At 63.9% G+C, this 14,205-nt stretch carries 13 protein-coding genes; 6 read left to right on the top strand and 7 right to left on the bottom strand.

The window, feature by feature from the left end; all coding sequences use genetic code 11:
• Positions 1–23 precede the first annotated feature (23 nt).
• The 3 genes from RFM98_RS10680 to trpS form a co-directional block, all read right to left on the bottom strand.
• Positions 24–593, bottom strand: a complete 570-nt coding sequence (locus tag RFM98_RS10680) for a NifU family protein (protein ID WP_320308823.1) — start codon at positions 591–593, stop codon at positions 24–26.
• A gap of 311 nt (positions 594–904) precedes the next feature.
• Positions 905–1,396 carry a universal stress protein gene (locus tag RFM98_RS10675; RefSeq protein WP_320308822.1) on the bottom strand — a complete coding sequence of 164 codons (492 nt, stop codon included), beginning with the start codon at positions 1,394–1,396 and terminating at the stop codon, positions 905–907.
• Positions 1,397–1,495: 99 nt separating this feature from the next.
• Complete coding sequence (gene trpS / locus RFM98_RS10670; protein WP_320308821.1) at positions 1,496–2,563, bottom strand: tryptophan--tRNA ligase; 1,068 nt, start codon at positions 2,561–2,563, stop codon at positions 1,496–1,498.
• Between the two features lie 180 nt (positions 2,564–2,743).
• On the opposite strand from trpS, the gene RFM98_RS10665 reads away from it, so the two are divergent.
• Positions 2,744–2,989, top strand: a complete 246-nt coding sequence (locus tag RFM98_RS10665) for a type II toxin-antitoxin system VapB family antitoxin (RefSeq protein WP_224545118.1) — start codon at positions 2,744–2,746, stop codon at positions 2,987–2,989.
• Positions 2,989–3,393, top strand: a complete 405-nt coding sequence (locus RFM98_RS10660; protein ID WP_320308820.1) for a type II toxin-antitoxin system VapC family toxin — start codon at positions 2,989–2,991, stop codon at positions 3,391–3,393. The genes RFM98_RS10665 and RFM98_RS10660 overlap by 1 nt, the downstream gene beginning before the upstream one ends.
• On the opposite strand, the gene murJ is transcribed toward RFM98_RS10660, so the two are convergent.
• Together murJ and RFM98_RS10650 are read right to left on the bottom strand one after the other, a co-directional pair.
• On the bottom strand, positions 3,368–4,975 hold the full coding sequence (gene murJ / locus RFM98_RS10655; RefSeq protein WP_320308819.1) for a murein biosynthesis integral membrane protein MurJ: 1,608 nt from the start codon (positions 4,973–4,975) through the stop codon (positions 3,368–3,370). The two genes, RFM98_RS10660 and murJ, sit on opposite strands and share 26 nt — an antisense overlap.
• Before the next feature lie 306 nt (positions 4,976–5,281).
• Positions 5,282–8,083: a [protein-PII] uridylyltransferase gene (locus tag RFM98_RS10650; protein WP_320308818.1), complete on the bottom strand. Its 2,802-nt coding sequence runs from the start codon at positions 8,081–8,083 to the stop codon at positions 5,282–5,284.
• Between the two features lie 188 nt (positions 8,084–8,271).
• On the opposite strand from RFM98_RS10650, the gene RFM98_RS10645 reads away from it, so the two are divergent.
• From RFM98_RS10645 to RFM98_RS10630, 4 genes are all read left to right on the top strand, one after another.
• The gene (locus tag RFM98_RS10645) at positions 8,272–10,782 is read left to right on the top strand and encodes a heavy metal translocating P-type ATPase (protein ID WP_320308817.1); all 2,511 of its coding nucleotides are present in this window, start codon (positions 8,272–8,274) and stop codon (positions 10,780–10,782) included.
• A 42-nt stretch (positions 10,783–10,824) separates the two neighbouring features.
• Complete coding sequence (gene copM / locus RFM98_RS10640; protein WP_320215039.1) at positions 10,825–11,214, top strand: CopM family metallochaperone; 390 nt, start codon at positions 10,825–10,827, stop codon at positions 11,212–11,214.
• Between the two features lie 108 nt (positions 11,215–11,322).
• Positions 11,323–12,168 carry an aldo/keto reductase gene (locus tag RFM98_RS10635; protein WP_320308816.1) on the top strand — a complete coding sequence of 282 codons (846 nt, stop codon included), beginning with the start codon at positions 11,323–11,325 and terminating at the stop codon, positions 12,166–12,168.
• Between the two features lie 44 nt (positions 12,169–12,212).
• A complete protein-coding gene (locus RFM98_RS10630) occupies positions 12,213–13,022 on the top strand; it encodes an MBL fold metallo-hydrolase (RefSeq protein WP_320308815.1) in 810 nt (269 codons plus the stop codon).
• Between the two features lie 9 nt (positions 13,023–13,031).
• Here RFM98_RS10630 and RFM98_RS10625 read toward each other — a convergent pair whose 3' ends face one another.
• The gene (locus tag RFM98_RS10625; RefSeq protein ID WP_320308814.1) at positions 13,032–13,601 is read right to left on the bottom strand and encodes a TetR/AcrR family transcriptional regulator; all 570 of its coding nucleotides are present in this window, start codon (positions 13,599–13,601) and stop codon (positions 13,032–13,034) included.
• Positions 13,602–13,668: 67 nt separating this feature from the next.
• A complete protein-coding gene (locus RFM98_RS10620) occupies positions 13,669–14,133 on the bottom strand; it encodes a nuclear transport factor 2 family protein (RefSeq protein ID WP_320308813.1) in 465 nt (154 codons plus the stop codon).
• Positions 14,134–14,205: the final 72 nt, after the last annotated feature.

Here is a 14,205-nt window from a genome sequence, read left to right as displayed (position 1 = left end):
CGTGGCGGCCGGGAGGGAACATGTCAGGCGACCTGCTCGACCTGCTGGACTTCCGGAACAAAGTGGCGAAGCAGGTTCTGGATGCCGTGCTTCAGCGTCGCCGTCGACGACGGGCAACCGGCGCAGGCGCCCTTCATGTGCAGGAACACAGTGCCGTTCTCGAAACCGCGGAAGGTAATGTCGCCGCCATCCTGGGCAACCGCCGGGCGCACCCTTGTGTCGAGCAACTCCTTGATGGTCAGCACCAGTTCTTCGTCGGCCTTGTCGTAGAACTCGCCGGTGTCGCCAGCTTGGCTCGCCGGGGCGGTCGAGGCCATGACCGGAGCGCCGGACATGAAGTGTTCCATGATGGCGCCGAGGATGGCGGGCTTCAGGTGCTGCCAGTCGGGGCCGTCCTTGGTCACGGTGATGAAGTCATAGCCGAAGAAGACGCCGGTGACGCCCGCAATCTCGAACAGCCGGCCGGCCAGCGGCGAGGCCTCCGCCGCGGCTTCGGCGCTGCGGAAATCGGCTGTGCCTTCGCGCAGCACCTCCTTGCCGGGAAGAAACTTCAACGTCGCCGGGTTCGGCGTCGATTCGGTCTGGATGAACATGAGGTATCTCCAGGCCCTTCTGGGCCGATAGTTTGGAATAATTCTAAATAGGCTCTATCGGCTGGACATTCAAGCGAAACGCGTCGCGCGAATAGCTGGCTGGCGGAATGTTTTTTCGACCCTTCACTACGTCGAGATGTGTCGAGATTCAGGTCAGGCCGAGTCGAGAATGGTGGCTTCCGAGAACCGGCCTGTGCCGGCCGTAGCCTTAATTTCGCTGCCACGCCACTCGCTAGTGCTTCGGTCGGCGAAGGCCGGAAGCGCAGGAAGCCGCTATTCGCAGGCCGGCCTCACCTGAATATCAACACATCTCAGGCCAGGCTGTCGATCTCTTCGTCCGACAGGTTCTGCGGCACCACCGTGACCGGAATGGGGAAGGCGGCACCCTTGCCGGCCACCGCGCCGACCAGCGGCCCTGGGCCTTCCTTGCCGGCGCCGGCCGCCAGCACCAGGATGGCTATGTCCTGGTCTTCCTCGATCAGCTTGTGGATCTCTTCGGTCGGCTTGCCTTCGCGCACCACCAGCTCCGGCTCGATCCCGACATCCTGGCGCACCTTGTTGGCGTAGCCGTCGAGCGCCGCGCGCGCGGTGGCCGTCGCTTCCTCGCGCATGATTTTTTCGACACCCAGCCAGTGCTGGAAGTCGTCAGGCTCGATGACATAGAGCAGCACCAGCACGCCGCTGGTGTGCTGCGCCCGCTTCGAGGCGTAGGCGACGGCGCGCTCGCATTCGGGCGTGTCGTCGATGATCGCCAGGAACTTGCGGCGATGGCCGGCTTCGCGGCTGAGGCGTTTGGAGACCATGTCTATCTGCTCGGTATGGTTTCGACCGCAATCTGCCACCGCCGCGAACCGGCGGCAAGCCGCCCGCCGGCGCGGCAATGGTCCCACGAGGTCGCGGGATCAGTCCTGCAGCAGGCCGATAATGTCGCGCACTGTCTTCATCGTGCCCTCGGCGATCGCGCGGGCGCGGTCGCCGCCATCCTTGAGCACGGCGTCGACATAGGCGCGGTCGCCCTCGATGCGGCGCATCTCGGAAGCGATCGGCGCCAACTTCTCCACGGCAAGATCGGCCAGCGCCGGCTTGAACACGGAAAACTGCTGGCCGCCATATTCCTTCAGCACATCTTCCTTCGAGATCTCGGCGAGGCCGGCATAGATGCCGACAAGGTTTTCCGCCTCAGGCCGGCTTGCAAGTCCGTCCAGCTCGCTCGGCAAGGCCTCCGGATCGGTCTTGGCCTTGCGGATCTTCTTCGAGATGGTGTCGGCATCGTCGGTCAGGTTGATGCGCGACAGGTCAGACGGGTCGGACTTCGACATTTTCTTCGAGCCGTCGCGCAGGCTCATGATGCGCGCCGCCGGGCCGCCGATCACCGGCTCGGTGATCGGGAAATAGCCGTTCACGGTCTCTTCGCCTATCCTCATCTCGATGCCGACGCCGAGCGCGGCGATCTTCTCGGAAAAGTCGTTGTTGAATTTCTGGGCGATGTCGCGGGTCAACTCCAGATGCTGCTTCTGGTCCTCGCCCACAGGCACATGGGTCGCGCGGTAGAGCAGGATGTCGGCGGCCATCAGGCTCGGATAGGCGAGCAGGCCGAGCGAGGCGTTCTCGCGGTCCTTGCCGGCTTTGTCCTTGAACTGCGTCATCCGGTACATCCAGCCGATGCGCGCCACGCAGTTGAAGATCCAGGCAAGCTCGGCATGCTGCATGACCCGCGACTGGTTGAAGACGATGTGCTTCTTCGGGTCGATGCCGGAGGCGAGGAACGCGGCCGTGATCGAGCGCGTCTGGTCGCTGAGGTCCTGGTGGACGAGCTGCGCCGTCAGCGAATGCAGGTCGACGACGCAGTAGATGCAGTCGGACTGTTCCTGGAGGGCGACGAATTTCTTGATGGCGCCGAGATAGTTGCCGAGATGCAGGTTGCCGGTCGGCTGGACGCCCGAAAAGACGAGTGGCTTGAAGGCGGACATGAGTTCCTCATGGCTTGTGGAGGGCCGTTTCGCGCGAGGCGAAAGTCTTTCGACGGCGGGCTTATGGACGAAGGGGGCCGCGCGATCAAGAGGCGCACATTGGGCCGATTATGACTCAGCGGGGCGTTGACATTGCCGCGCAGTAACTACATCTTTCAAGCTACATGAAGGAATGTAGCGATGGCTATCAACATCAATAACAAGGAAGCCGACAGGCTGACGCGCGCTTTCGCCAAAGCTGAAGGCGTCGGCATCACCGAGGCAATCGTGATCGCCATGCGTGAAGCCCTGGAGCGGCGGCGCAATCGCGAGACGCCGCTGGAGACCGCGGCACGACTGCGCGCCGAATTTGGAATCAAGCTTAGCGAACAAGCGCGCAAACCGTTGCCGCAGTCGGTCTATGACGAACTTTCCGGCGACGATTGATGTTTGTCGACGCCGCAGCCATCGTCGCGATCCTGAGCAATGAGGTGGAAGCCGAGCGATGCGCGCAGGCCATCGTGGAGGCATCGACACCGTTCACGTCGGCGATAGCCGTTTGGGAGGCCGCGATGGCGCTTGCGCGACCAGAAAAACTAGCGATACCGATCGCCAGAAGCGCGGAGATTGTGAACCGCTTTCTTGAAGAACGGGCAATTGCCTTGCGCGAGCTTCCGCCCGCGCCCGAGGCAACATCGCTATCCATTGAAGCCGCTTCGCGGTTTCGCAACAATGCGATCCGCCTGAACATGGCGGACTGCTTCCACTATGCTTGCGCGCGCTACTACGCCGTTCCGATGCTGTCTACGGCGAGTGGGTTCAGGCTTACGGATCTGGAGACTGTTCCGTGACCGATGGCGCCGGCTTGCCCGTTCCGCGCTTGACGTTCCTGCGGATCATGCCGAAATCGGCTCCGCCGGTGCTGAAGGCGGCGATGAAGTAGAGCAGCGCGCCGCCAGCGACGAGGCCGAGCACCGTCGTCGCCTTGACGACCAAAGGCGAGCCCGGCCCGATTCTTGCGGCCAAATAGTGCTCGGCGAAATAGAGCGCCGTCGCCATCACCACCGCTGACAGCACCAGCCTGGGGATACGCTTCAAAAGCGGTACGTCGCGGCCCCAGTGGCCGCGTTTGATCAGCATGGCGAGCAGCATCAGCGCGTTGACCCAGCCGGCGACGGCCGAAGCCACCGCGATGCCCGGCGCACCCATCGACGGGAACAGGGTCAATGCGGTGGCGACGTTCACGCCGACCGAGATGGCTGCGAAGATCATCGGCGTGCGCGTGTCCTCGCGCGCGAAATAGCCGGGCGTGAAGGCCTTGATCAGCACGAAGGCGGGCAGGCCGAGACCGAAGATCGCCAGGATAGCCGCCACCGTCGGCGTCGAATGATTGGCGGCGAAGGCGCCGCGCTCATAGACCAGCCGCACGATCGGTTCCGACATCACCCAAAGCGCCGCCGCCGCCGGCAGCGTCATGAACAAGGTGAATTCGACCGAACGGTTCTGCAGATTGGCGGCCTCGACAAGATTGCCCGATTTCAGTGCCCGCGACAGTTCGGGCAGGAGGACGATGGCGACGGCCACGCCGACGACGCCGAGCGGCAGCTGGTAGATGCGGTCGGCATAGGCCAGCGACGACACGGCGCTGTTCTGCGCCGAGGCGATCGCCGTGCCGATCAGCTGGTTGATCTGCGTGATGCCGCCGGTGATCGCCGCCGGCAGCGCCAGGATCAAGAGCCTCTTGACGTTCGGCGTCATCTTCGGCCGACGGAAGCCGATCGAGATGCCGGCATTGCGCACCGCGATCCAGACGATCGCAAGCTGCACGATGCCCGCCGCCAGCACGCCCCAGGACAGGCCGAAGCCGACATCATGCGCATCGAGCCCATGATACCAGGCATAGGCAAGCACGCCGATCAGGATGATGTTGAGGAAGGCGGGCGCGATCGCCGCCGCGAAATAGCGGCGCAGCGAATTCAGCATGCCGGCCATCATGGCGCCGAGCGACATGCAGATCAGGTACGGGAACATGATCGTGGCAAGCCGTACGGTCGTCTCGAACTTGCCCGGAACGTCGGCAAAGCCCGGCGCCACCAGGTAGCGCACGATCAGCGGCATCGCCAGTTCCATGGCGATCGTCAGCGCCAAGAGCGCGGAGAACAGCACGCCGAACACTTCCTCCGAAAAGCGCTTGGCGCCCTCGTTGCCGTGCTGCTCGATCTCCTTGGCGAACAGCGGCACGAAAGCGGCGTTGAAGGCACCTTCGGCAAACAGCCGGCGGAAGGTGTTGGGGAACTGGAAGGCGGCGTTGAAGGCGTCGGCGACCGGCCCGGTGCCCAGCGCCGCTGCCATCAGCATCTCGCGGCCGAAACCAAGCGCGCGGCTCATCAGCGTGCCGGATGCGACGGTGGCGAATTTCTTGACTAGGCTCATGCTAGGGCGTGTCGTCAGTTACGGTTTGGGCTAGACGGGAGCGATTTTGACCGAGGAGAAGGAGGGTGAGGACGCAAGCCTTTCGGCCTGCTACGATAGCCGACGCGCTCATCGGTCAAAAGCGCCCCGCCGCCGGAGGCGGTGAGGTGAAAAATGGCCGTCTGCAACGTCGCTTCGCTTGCCGAGACGTAAGTCTTGGCTGCGCTCGCTCCTTCCATCCAGCCATTTTTGACCTCATCTAGCTCCAAACCATAACTGACGCCACGCCCTAGGGACGACTGCCAGGGAAATTGCGTCAAATGGATGTCACTCGGCCGCCGCCTTGGCCTTGCCGTTGCGGTCGGACGAATTGCCTTCCAGCGTATCGATCAGCCGCTTGTGGATGGTGGCGGTGCGCGTCGGGCTGTCGATCTTCTGGCCGGTCAGGTCGGTGACGTAGAACGTGTCGATGACCTTCTCGCCGAACGTCGTGATATGCGCCGAGGCGATGTCGAGCGAAAGGTCGGACAGCGTTCCGGTGATCTCGGACAGCAGGCCCGGCCGGTCCAGCCCCTCGACCTCGATCACCGAGAAGCGGTTCGACAGCGTGTTGCGGATCTCGGCGCGGGGCGGAATGCGGAACGCCTTGGCGCCGCGCTTCGGCTTGGTGCGCTTCTCGATCATCTCGGGCAGCCAGCTCCTGCCGGAAAGCACGTCCTCGATCAGCCGGCCAACCCGCTCGGCGCGGCGGCGCTCGTCCTCGTCGAGGTCGAATTCCCTGGAGATCAGGATGCTGTCCAGCGCGCGCCCGTCCGAGGTGGTGAAGATCTGCGCGTCGACGATGTTGCCGCCGGCTCCCGCGCAGGCCCCGGCAATGATCGAAAGCAGGCGCGGATGGTCCGGCGCCAGCACGGTGATCTCGGTCACCGCTTCGAACTCATGCGTCTTGACCATGGTGGCGAGCTTCTTGCCCGCCGCATCCGCCTCGCGGACGAATTCGGCATGGCGAAGCTGGTCGGACAGGTCGACCGTCAGCAGGTAATTCTCGTAATGCTGCGCGACATAGCGCTTGCGCTCCTTGGCCGGCCAGGCGGACAGCGCCTCGGCCAGCCGCTCGCGCGCCGCAGCAGTGCGCTCGGCACGCGACACTTCCGAGAAGCCGCCGGTCAGAAGCAGCTCAGTCTCGAAATAGAGCGTGCGCAGCAACTGCCCTTTCCAGCCGTTCCACACACCCGGCCCGACGCCCCTGATGTCGCAGACGGTGAGGATCAAAAGCAGCTTCAGCCGCTCGACCGACTGCACGATCGAGGCAAAATCCTCGATCGTCTTGCGATCGTTGAGGTCGCGCGTCTGCGCCGTCATCGACATCACGAGATGGTTCTCGACCAGCCAGGCGACCGTCTCGGTGTCGGCTGCCGACAGTCCCATATGCGGACAGATGCGCCGGGCGATCCTGGCGCCGGCTTCCGAATGGTCTTCCGGCCGGCCCTTGGCGATGTCGTGCAAGAGCACCGCGACATAGAGCGCCTCGCGGCTCTTCTTCAGTCCCGGCATCAGCGAATGCGACAGCGGATGCACTTTCGCGCCGTCGCCGCGCTCGATCTCGGCCAGCACGCCGATGCAGCGGATCAAATGCTCGTCCACCGTGTAGTGGTGGTACATCGAGAACTGCATCATGGCGACGATCTTGCCGAAGTCGGGGATCAGCCGGCCGAGCAATCCCGCCTCGTTCATGCGCCTGAGGTTGAGCTCGGCATAGCGGTCCGAGGTCAATATATCGAGGAACAGCCGGTTGGCTTCCGGGTCGCGCCGGAGCGACTTGTTGACGAGGCCGAGCGAGCGGGTGAGCAGCTTCAGCGCATCGGGATGGAACTCCAGCCCGTGCTTGTCGGCGAACCAGAACAGCCGGAGCAGGTTGACCGGATCGCGCTCGAACACGCTGTCATCGGCGATGTTGATGCGGTGGTTGTCGACGATGAAATCGGAGGTGCCGGCGAGCTTGCGCTTGCGCCGCGAGAAAGTGAGGAAGATGCGGTTGAAGCCCGGCACATGCTTGGCCTGCTCTTCCTCAAGCGCCGCGCAGAAGATGCGGGTGAGGTCGCCGACATCCTTGGCGACGAGAAAATAGTGCTTCATGAAGCGCTCGACCGCCGACAGGCCGGGATGCGTCGTATAGCCCAGACGCTCGGCGATCTCGCGCTGGATGTCGAAATGCAGCCGCTCTTCCGCCTTGCCGGTCAGGAAATGCATGTGGCAGCGCACCGCCCACAGGAAATCCTCGGCCTTCTGGAATTCGCGATATTCGGCCTCGGTGAAGACGCCTTTTTCGACCAGTTCCTCGCCGGTGCGCACGCGATAGAAATATTTGCCGATCCAGAACAGCGTCTGCAGGTCGCGCAGGCCGCCCTTGCCGTCCTTGACGTTGGGCTCGACCAGGTAGCGGCTTTCGCCCGCCTTGGCATGGCGCTCGTCGCGCTCGGCAAGTTTGGCCTGCACATATTCCGGCCCGGTCGTGCGCACCACTTCATGGTCGAAGCGGGTGAGCAGCTCGTCATAGAGCTTGTGTTCGCCCCATAGGAAACGCGCTTCCAGGATCGAGGTGCGGATGGTGATGTCGCCGCGCGACAGCCTCAGGCATTCGTCGATGTTGCGGGTGGCGTGGCCGACTTTCAGCCCCATGTCCCACAGCATGTAGAGCATGTATTCGACGATCTGCTCGCCCCACGGCGTCTGCTTGTAGGGCAGCAGGAATAAGAGGTCGATGTCGGAACCCGGCGCCAGCGTGCCACGGCCGTAACCGCCGACGGCCACGACCGCCATGCGCTCGGCCGCCGATCGGTTCTTGACCCGGTAGACATGGGTCGCGGCGAAATCATAGAGCTCCCGGATCAGCTCATCCATCAGATGCGAGAGCCGCTCGGCGCAGGCATTGCCGCCGCCATCCCCTTTCAGCATGGCTTCGGCGATCTTTCGCCCTTCCGCCATCCTGCTTTTGAGCAGCTGAAGGACGGCCGTTCGAACAGCGGGTCCTGAGCCGTCGCCGGCGCTTGCCGCCGTCAGCGCGGTCAAGTCGCGGCGCAAGGCGTCGCCATCGATGATTTCGTCGAGTTTCAGGGAGATCTTTGCCATTCGGCGGCGTCTATAGCGCGTTTTGTCCGCGCTGTGTATGGGCGGCGGAAGCGTTCGAATGCCATGCGATTGATGCAGCGCAAGGCCGTGCGACCAGAATTCCCAAAAATAGAAGCCGGCCCTTGACCTTCCAGTTACTGGAAGGACTACCTCCGCTTCAATTGCGAGAAATCCCGAGGCATTTGCTCATGACCCATTCCGACCACAATCACCATCACACTCATGGCGCAGCCTGCTGTTCCGCAAAGAGCGCCGCGCTCGCTGCCGAAGTGGTGATTCGCGATCCTGTCTGCGGCATGACGGTCGATCCGGCGGCCGGCAAGCCGACGGCCGAGCATGGCGGCCGGACGTTTCATTTCTGCAGCGAGCGCTGCCGCACGAAATTCCAGGCCGAGCCGGATAAATATCTGACGGCAATCGATCCCGTTTGCGGCATGAATGTCGACCGGGCAAGCGCCAGGCACTTTCTGCGCCATGAAGGGCAGGGCTTCTATTTCTGCTCCGCCGCTTGCCAAGGCAAGTTCGAGGCGGAGCCGGCAAAGTACCTTGCCGGCCGGCCCGAGCCGCAGCCGATGCCGAAGGGCACGCAGTACACCTGCCCGATGCATCCCGAGATCATCCGCGACAAGCCCGGTTCCTGCCCGATCTGCGGCATGGCGCTGGAGCCGATGGGCGTTCCAACCGGCGACGAGGGGCCGAATCCGGAGCTCGTCGATTTCACGCGCCGGTTCTGGGTCAGCGCGGTGCTCTCCGTGCCGCTCCTGATCGTCGCCATGGCGCCGATGCTCGGCTTCAGCTTCGAAAACCTCATCGATGGCCGCACCAAGACGTGGGCAGAGCTGGCGCTGGCAAGCCCGGTGGTGCTGTGGGCGGCGTTTCCGTTCTTCCATCGCGGCTGGGAATCGATCCTCAACCGCAGCCCCAATATGTGGACGCTGATATCGCTTGGCGTCGGCGCGGCCTATCTCTTCAGCCTCGTCGCGACGCTGTTCCCGGATGTCTTCCCGCATCAGTTCCGCGGTCATGACGGCGCCGTGCCGGTCTATTTCGAGGCCGCCGCCGTCATCGTCGCGCTGGTCTTCCTTGGCCAGGTGCTGGAGCTGCGCGCTCGCGAGCGCACCGGCTCGGCCATTCGCGCGCTGCTCGACCTCGCCCCGAAGACGGCGCGGCTGATCGGGGCCGACGGTTCCGAGAGGGATGTGCCGCTCGACAGCGTCCAGACCGGCGACCGCCTGCGCATCCGCCCCGGCGACGCCGTGCCGGTGGATGGCGTTGTGCTGGAGGGCCGCTCGGCGATCGACGAATCCATGATCACCGGCGAGCCGCTTCCGGTCGAGAAGACGGAGGGCGACGCGCTTACCGGCGGCACGCTGAACAAGAACGGCTCGCTCATCATGCGCGCCGAGAAAGTCGGTGCCGAGACCACGCTGTCGCGCATCGTCGAGCTGGTCGCCAAGGCGCAGCGCTCGCGCGCGCCGATCCAGGGTCTGGCCGACCGCGTGTCCTTCTATTTCGTCCCGGCAGTCGTGCTGGTGGCGATCATTGCCTTCATCGCCTGGGCGGCCTTCGGCCCCGAGCCAAGCCTGATCTTCGCCATCGTCTCTGCCGTTTCGGTGCTGATCATCGCCTGTCCCTGCGCGCTCGGTCTCGCGACGCCGATGTCGATCATGACCGCGACCGGGCGCGGCGCGCATGCCGGCGTGCTGATCAAGGAAGCGGCGGCGCTGGAGCGTTTCGCCTCGGTCGACACGCTGATCGTCGACAAGACCGGCACCTTGACCGAGGGCAGGCCGAAGCTGACGGACGTCGTGGCCGCCGAGGGCATCGACGGGAATGAATTGCTGGCCCTCGCTGCCGCCCTTGAAAAAGGCTCTGAACACCCGCTCGCCGAGGCGATCGTCGAGGGCGCGGCTGAGCGTGGCGCCAAGCTAGCGGATGCTGAAGACTTCGAGGCGATCACCGGCAAGGGGGTCTCCGGCACGGTGTCCGGGAAAAAAGTGGCGCTCGGCAATGCGGCGATGATGGCCGACCTTGGCGTCGACACCGCACCTGTTTCCGCCAATGCGGAGACGTTGCAGGCCGAAGGCAAGACGGCAATGTTCGTTGTCGTCGGCGGCAAGCTCGCCGGCTTCGTTGCCGTCGCCGATCCGGTCAAGGCAACCACGGCCGAGGCGATCAAGGCCCTGCACGACAAGGGCCTGCGCATCATCATGGCGACAGGCGACAACGAGCGCACGGCAAAAGCCATCGCCGGCAGGCTCGGCATCGACGAAGTGCGCGCCGGCCTGCTGCCCGACGGCAAGAGCGCGCTGGTGGAAGAACTGCGCGCCAAGGGTGCCGGCGTCGCGATGGCCGGCGACGGCGTCAACGACGCGCCGGCGCTGGCCAGCGCCGATGTCGGCATCGCCATGGGCACCGGCGCCGACGTCGCGGTCGAAAGCGCCGGCATCACGCTGGTCAAGGGCGACCTCAACGGCATCGTCAGAGCCCGCACTCTCGCCCAGGCGACGATCCGCAACATCCGCCAGAATCTGTTCTTCGCCTTCCTCTACAACGTGCTCGGCGTACCGGTCGCGGCCGGCGTGCTCTATCCGCTCACCGGCACGCTTTTGTCGCCGATGATTGCGGCGGCGGCGATGAGCCTGTCGTCGGTGTCGGTCATCGCCAATGCTTTGCGGCTGAGAACATTGAAACTCTGAGCAAAACTCCCAGATACGCTATCCGACAGAAGGAGATCCTGAATGACCTTGGCCAAGAAAATCGTGCTGCTGCTGATGGCGGCTGGAATGCTGCTTGCCGTCTTCCTCGAAAGCGTGCCGGCCTCGTCGGAGGAGATGAAGCACGACATGTCCAAGATGGCGATGGGCGCCCAGAGCCCGGCCACCGTCGGCTATGAGGCGGCGATGAAAAGGATGCACAAGGACATGATGGTCAAATACACCGGCAATGCCGATGTCGACTTCGTCCGCGGCATGATCCCGCATCATCAGGGCGCCATCGACATGGCCAAGGTTGTGCTCGCCAACGGCAAGGACCCGGAGATCCGCAAGCTTGCCGAAGGCGTCGTCACGGCGCAGGAAGCCGAGATCAAGGAGATGCAGGACTGGCTCGCCAAGCATCCGGTGAAGTAGCCACCAGAGAAATCCGGATGGCCAGGAGCCTTCGGTCTGGATTTGCGCCCTTCGGTCTGGATTTCCGACTGGGGCTGTGCTGCGATCCGGCTTCACGCGGAGAAAGCCATGCCCTCGTCAATCAGAACCTTGAAGCTGCCATCCGGCGAAGCCGTCCCGGTTCTGGGCCAAGGCACCTGGAAGATGGGCGAGGACCGGCGGCGCCGCGCCGATGAGGTGGCGGCCCTGAAGCTCGGGCTCGATCTCGGCATCACGCTCATCGACACGGCCGAAATGTATGCCAGTGGGGGCGCCGAGGAAGTGGTGGCAGAAGCCATCGCCGGGCGCCGCGACGAAACCTTCCTGGTCTCCAAGGTGCTGCCCTCCAACGCTTCGCGCGCCGGCGTGAAACGTGCCTGCGAGAACAGCTTGAAGCGGCTCGCGACCGACCGCATCGACCTCTACCTGCTGCATTGGCCGGGCAGCGTGCCGCTCTCCGAAACCGTGGAGGCTTTCGAGGCGCTGAAGGCCGAAGGCAAGATCCGCCATTGGGGCGTCAGCAATTTCGACACCGATGAGATGGAGGAACTGGTCGGCTTGGTCTCCGGCAGCAACGTCCAGACCAATCAGGTCCTCTACAATCTGTCGCGGCGCGGCCCCGAATTCGATCTGGCGCCATGGTGCCGGAAGCGCCGCATCCCGCTGATGGCCTATTCGCCGGTGGAGCAGGGCGCGCTCGCGCGCAATGCCCGGCTTGAAGCGGTCGCTTCCCGCCACGACGCCACCGCCGCGCAGATCGCGCTCGCCTGGGCGATGGCGCAGGAAGGTGTCATCGCCATCCCGAAGGCCGGCCGACAGGAGCATGTCCGTCAGAACGCCGCCGCGCTCGACATCGAGCTGACGCCCGAGGATTTGGCCGAGCTCGACCGCGTCTTCCCGCCGCCGACACGCAAGCGCGGCCTGGAGATGATCTGACCGAAAACCTCACTTCGGAATGTGCGGTTGAAAGAGAGCAAGCGTTGGAACGAATCTCAACCGGGCCGCATCACACGACCTACAAGGTCGGAGACATCAACGTCACGTCGCTGCGCGACGGCTATGTCGACATGCCGACCGGACGACTGCGCCAGCCGGGCGACAAGCCCTTCGGCGACAATCTCCCGTCGCAGGTACCGCTCTTCGACGGCGCACTCAGATTGTCGGTCAATGCCTTTGCCATCGACGACGGCCAAGAAATCACCCTGATCGATACGGGATCCTCGAATGCCTGGCATCCGACGATGGGCTTTCTGCCGCAGGCGCTGAGCGAGGCGAAGATCGCTATCGACCGGATACGCACGGTCGCCTTCACCCATACCCATCTCGACCATATAAACGGGCTCATCCTTCCGGATGGTCGGGACGGCTTCCCGCAGCTCGCCCGCTTGCTTGTCCCCCGGCTTGAACTCGACATGTTCCGGTCGGAAGCGAGGTTGAGCCGCTTCCATGATCGAGCGCAGCCTTTGGATCCGGGACAGCGCCTGAGCGCGAACATCGAGGCGATCGCCGCGCCGGGCCATGAAATCGGCCATACCTGCTTTCGTGTTACGAGTGAGGGCGAAACATTGCTGGTCTGGGGCGACATCGTGCATGTGCCGTCGCTTCAGTTCGATAGGCCGGAGGTCACGTGGGAATTCGACGCCGACCAGGAACAGGCGAGGGCAACCCGGCTGCGCATTTTGGCGCTTGCGGCGGACAACGCCTATTACGTTGCCGGAGCGCATCTCGATTCACCGGGCGTCGGCACGGTTTGCCGAACCCAAACAGGCTTCCGCTTCGAACATCTGTAGGAACCGGGGCTAGATCTTAGCCGGTAGCCCAAGCCGCTTCCGCAGTCGCCGCAATGCCCTTGAAAATACATCGATATCATTGGCGGCGCGGGCAAGGGTAAGCGCACCCTGGATGGCGGCGACGGTTTCCTCGGCGAGTTCCATGGCTTCGGCTGGTCCATGTCCGCCTCGCGCCAGCGCTTCGGCGAGATGCGTGACCCAGCGGCCGAAATAGTCCCTGATCTGGCCGGCGAACAGGTCTCGCGATTCATCCAGCGCGAAGGCGCCGATGAGGCAAACCCGCCGCCCGGAGCGGAAATAGCTGTCCGTCGCCTCGAGCATGTGCCCGATCCCGGCCTGCGGGTCAGTGCTGTCGCGCAGAGGCGCAAAGACATTGTCCTCGAACCAGCCGTCGATATGGGCGATGACGGCGCTCGCCATCTCTTCCTTGCCGCCGGGAAAGAAGTGGTAGAGGCTCCCCTTGCCGAGCCCCGTCGCCTTGCCGATCAAGGCCAGGCTGGCGCCTTCATAGCCATGCTCGCGGAAAACTTCCGCAACGATCCCCAGCAGCTGGTCGCGATCTGGAGCGACGCGCCGCACCGGGCTAGTCCTCTTGCTTGAGCATGATCTTTTCCGAAAACCGCTGCACACTTTTCGGGATCATGCTCTAGAGCCCGAGTTCGGAAAGGCCGGGATGGTCGTCCGGCCGGCGGCCGAGCGGCCAGTGATACTTCCGCTCGCTCTCACCAATCGGCAGGTCATTGATGCTCGCCACACGGCGGCGCATCAGTCCGGCTTCGTCGAATTCCCAGTTCTCGTTGCCATAGGAACGGAACCACTGGCCGCTGTCGTCATGCCATTCATAGGCGAAGCGCACCGCGATGCGGTTGCCGTTCCAGGTCCACACCTCCTTGATCAGGCGGTATTCCAGCTCACGCGCCCATTTGCGCGTAAGGAAGCCGACGATCTCGCTGCGGCCGGAGACGAACTCCACCCGGTTCCGCCAGATGCTGTCCTCGGTATAGGCGAGCGAAACCCGTTCCGGGTCGCGGCTGTTCCAGGCGTCCTCGGCGAGGCGTGCCTTTTGCGCCGCTGTCTCGGCCGTGAATGGCGGCAAGGGCGGACGGCTCATTGAAAATCTCCTGTCGGTTTCGATCATCGATAACCGACATTGTACCGATTGGTACAATGAGTCAATGGCGGA

Origin of the sequence: Mesorhizobium australafricanum, assembly GCF_033977265.1 — a bacterium.
In the GTDB taxonomy this organism is placed as follows: domain Bacteria; phylum Pseudomonadota; class Alphaproteobacteria; order Rhizobiales; family Rhizobiaceae; genus Mesorhizobium; species Mesorhizobium australafricanum.
Note: the sequence above shows the minus strand (reverse complement) of the source record. Positions and strands in the feature narration are given on the sequence as shown.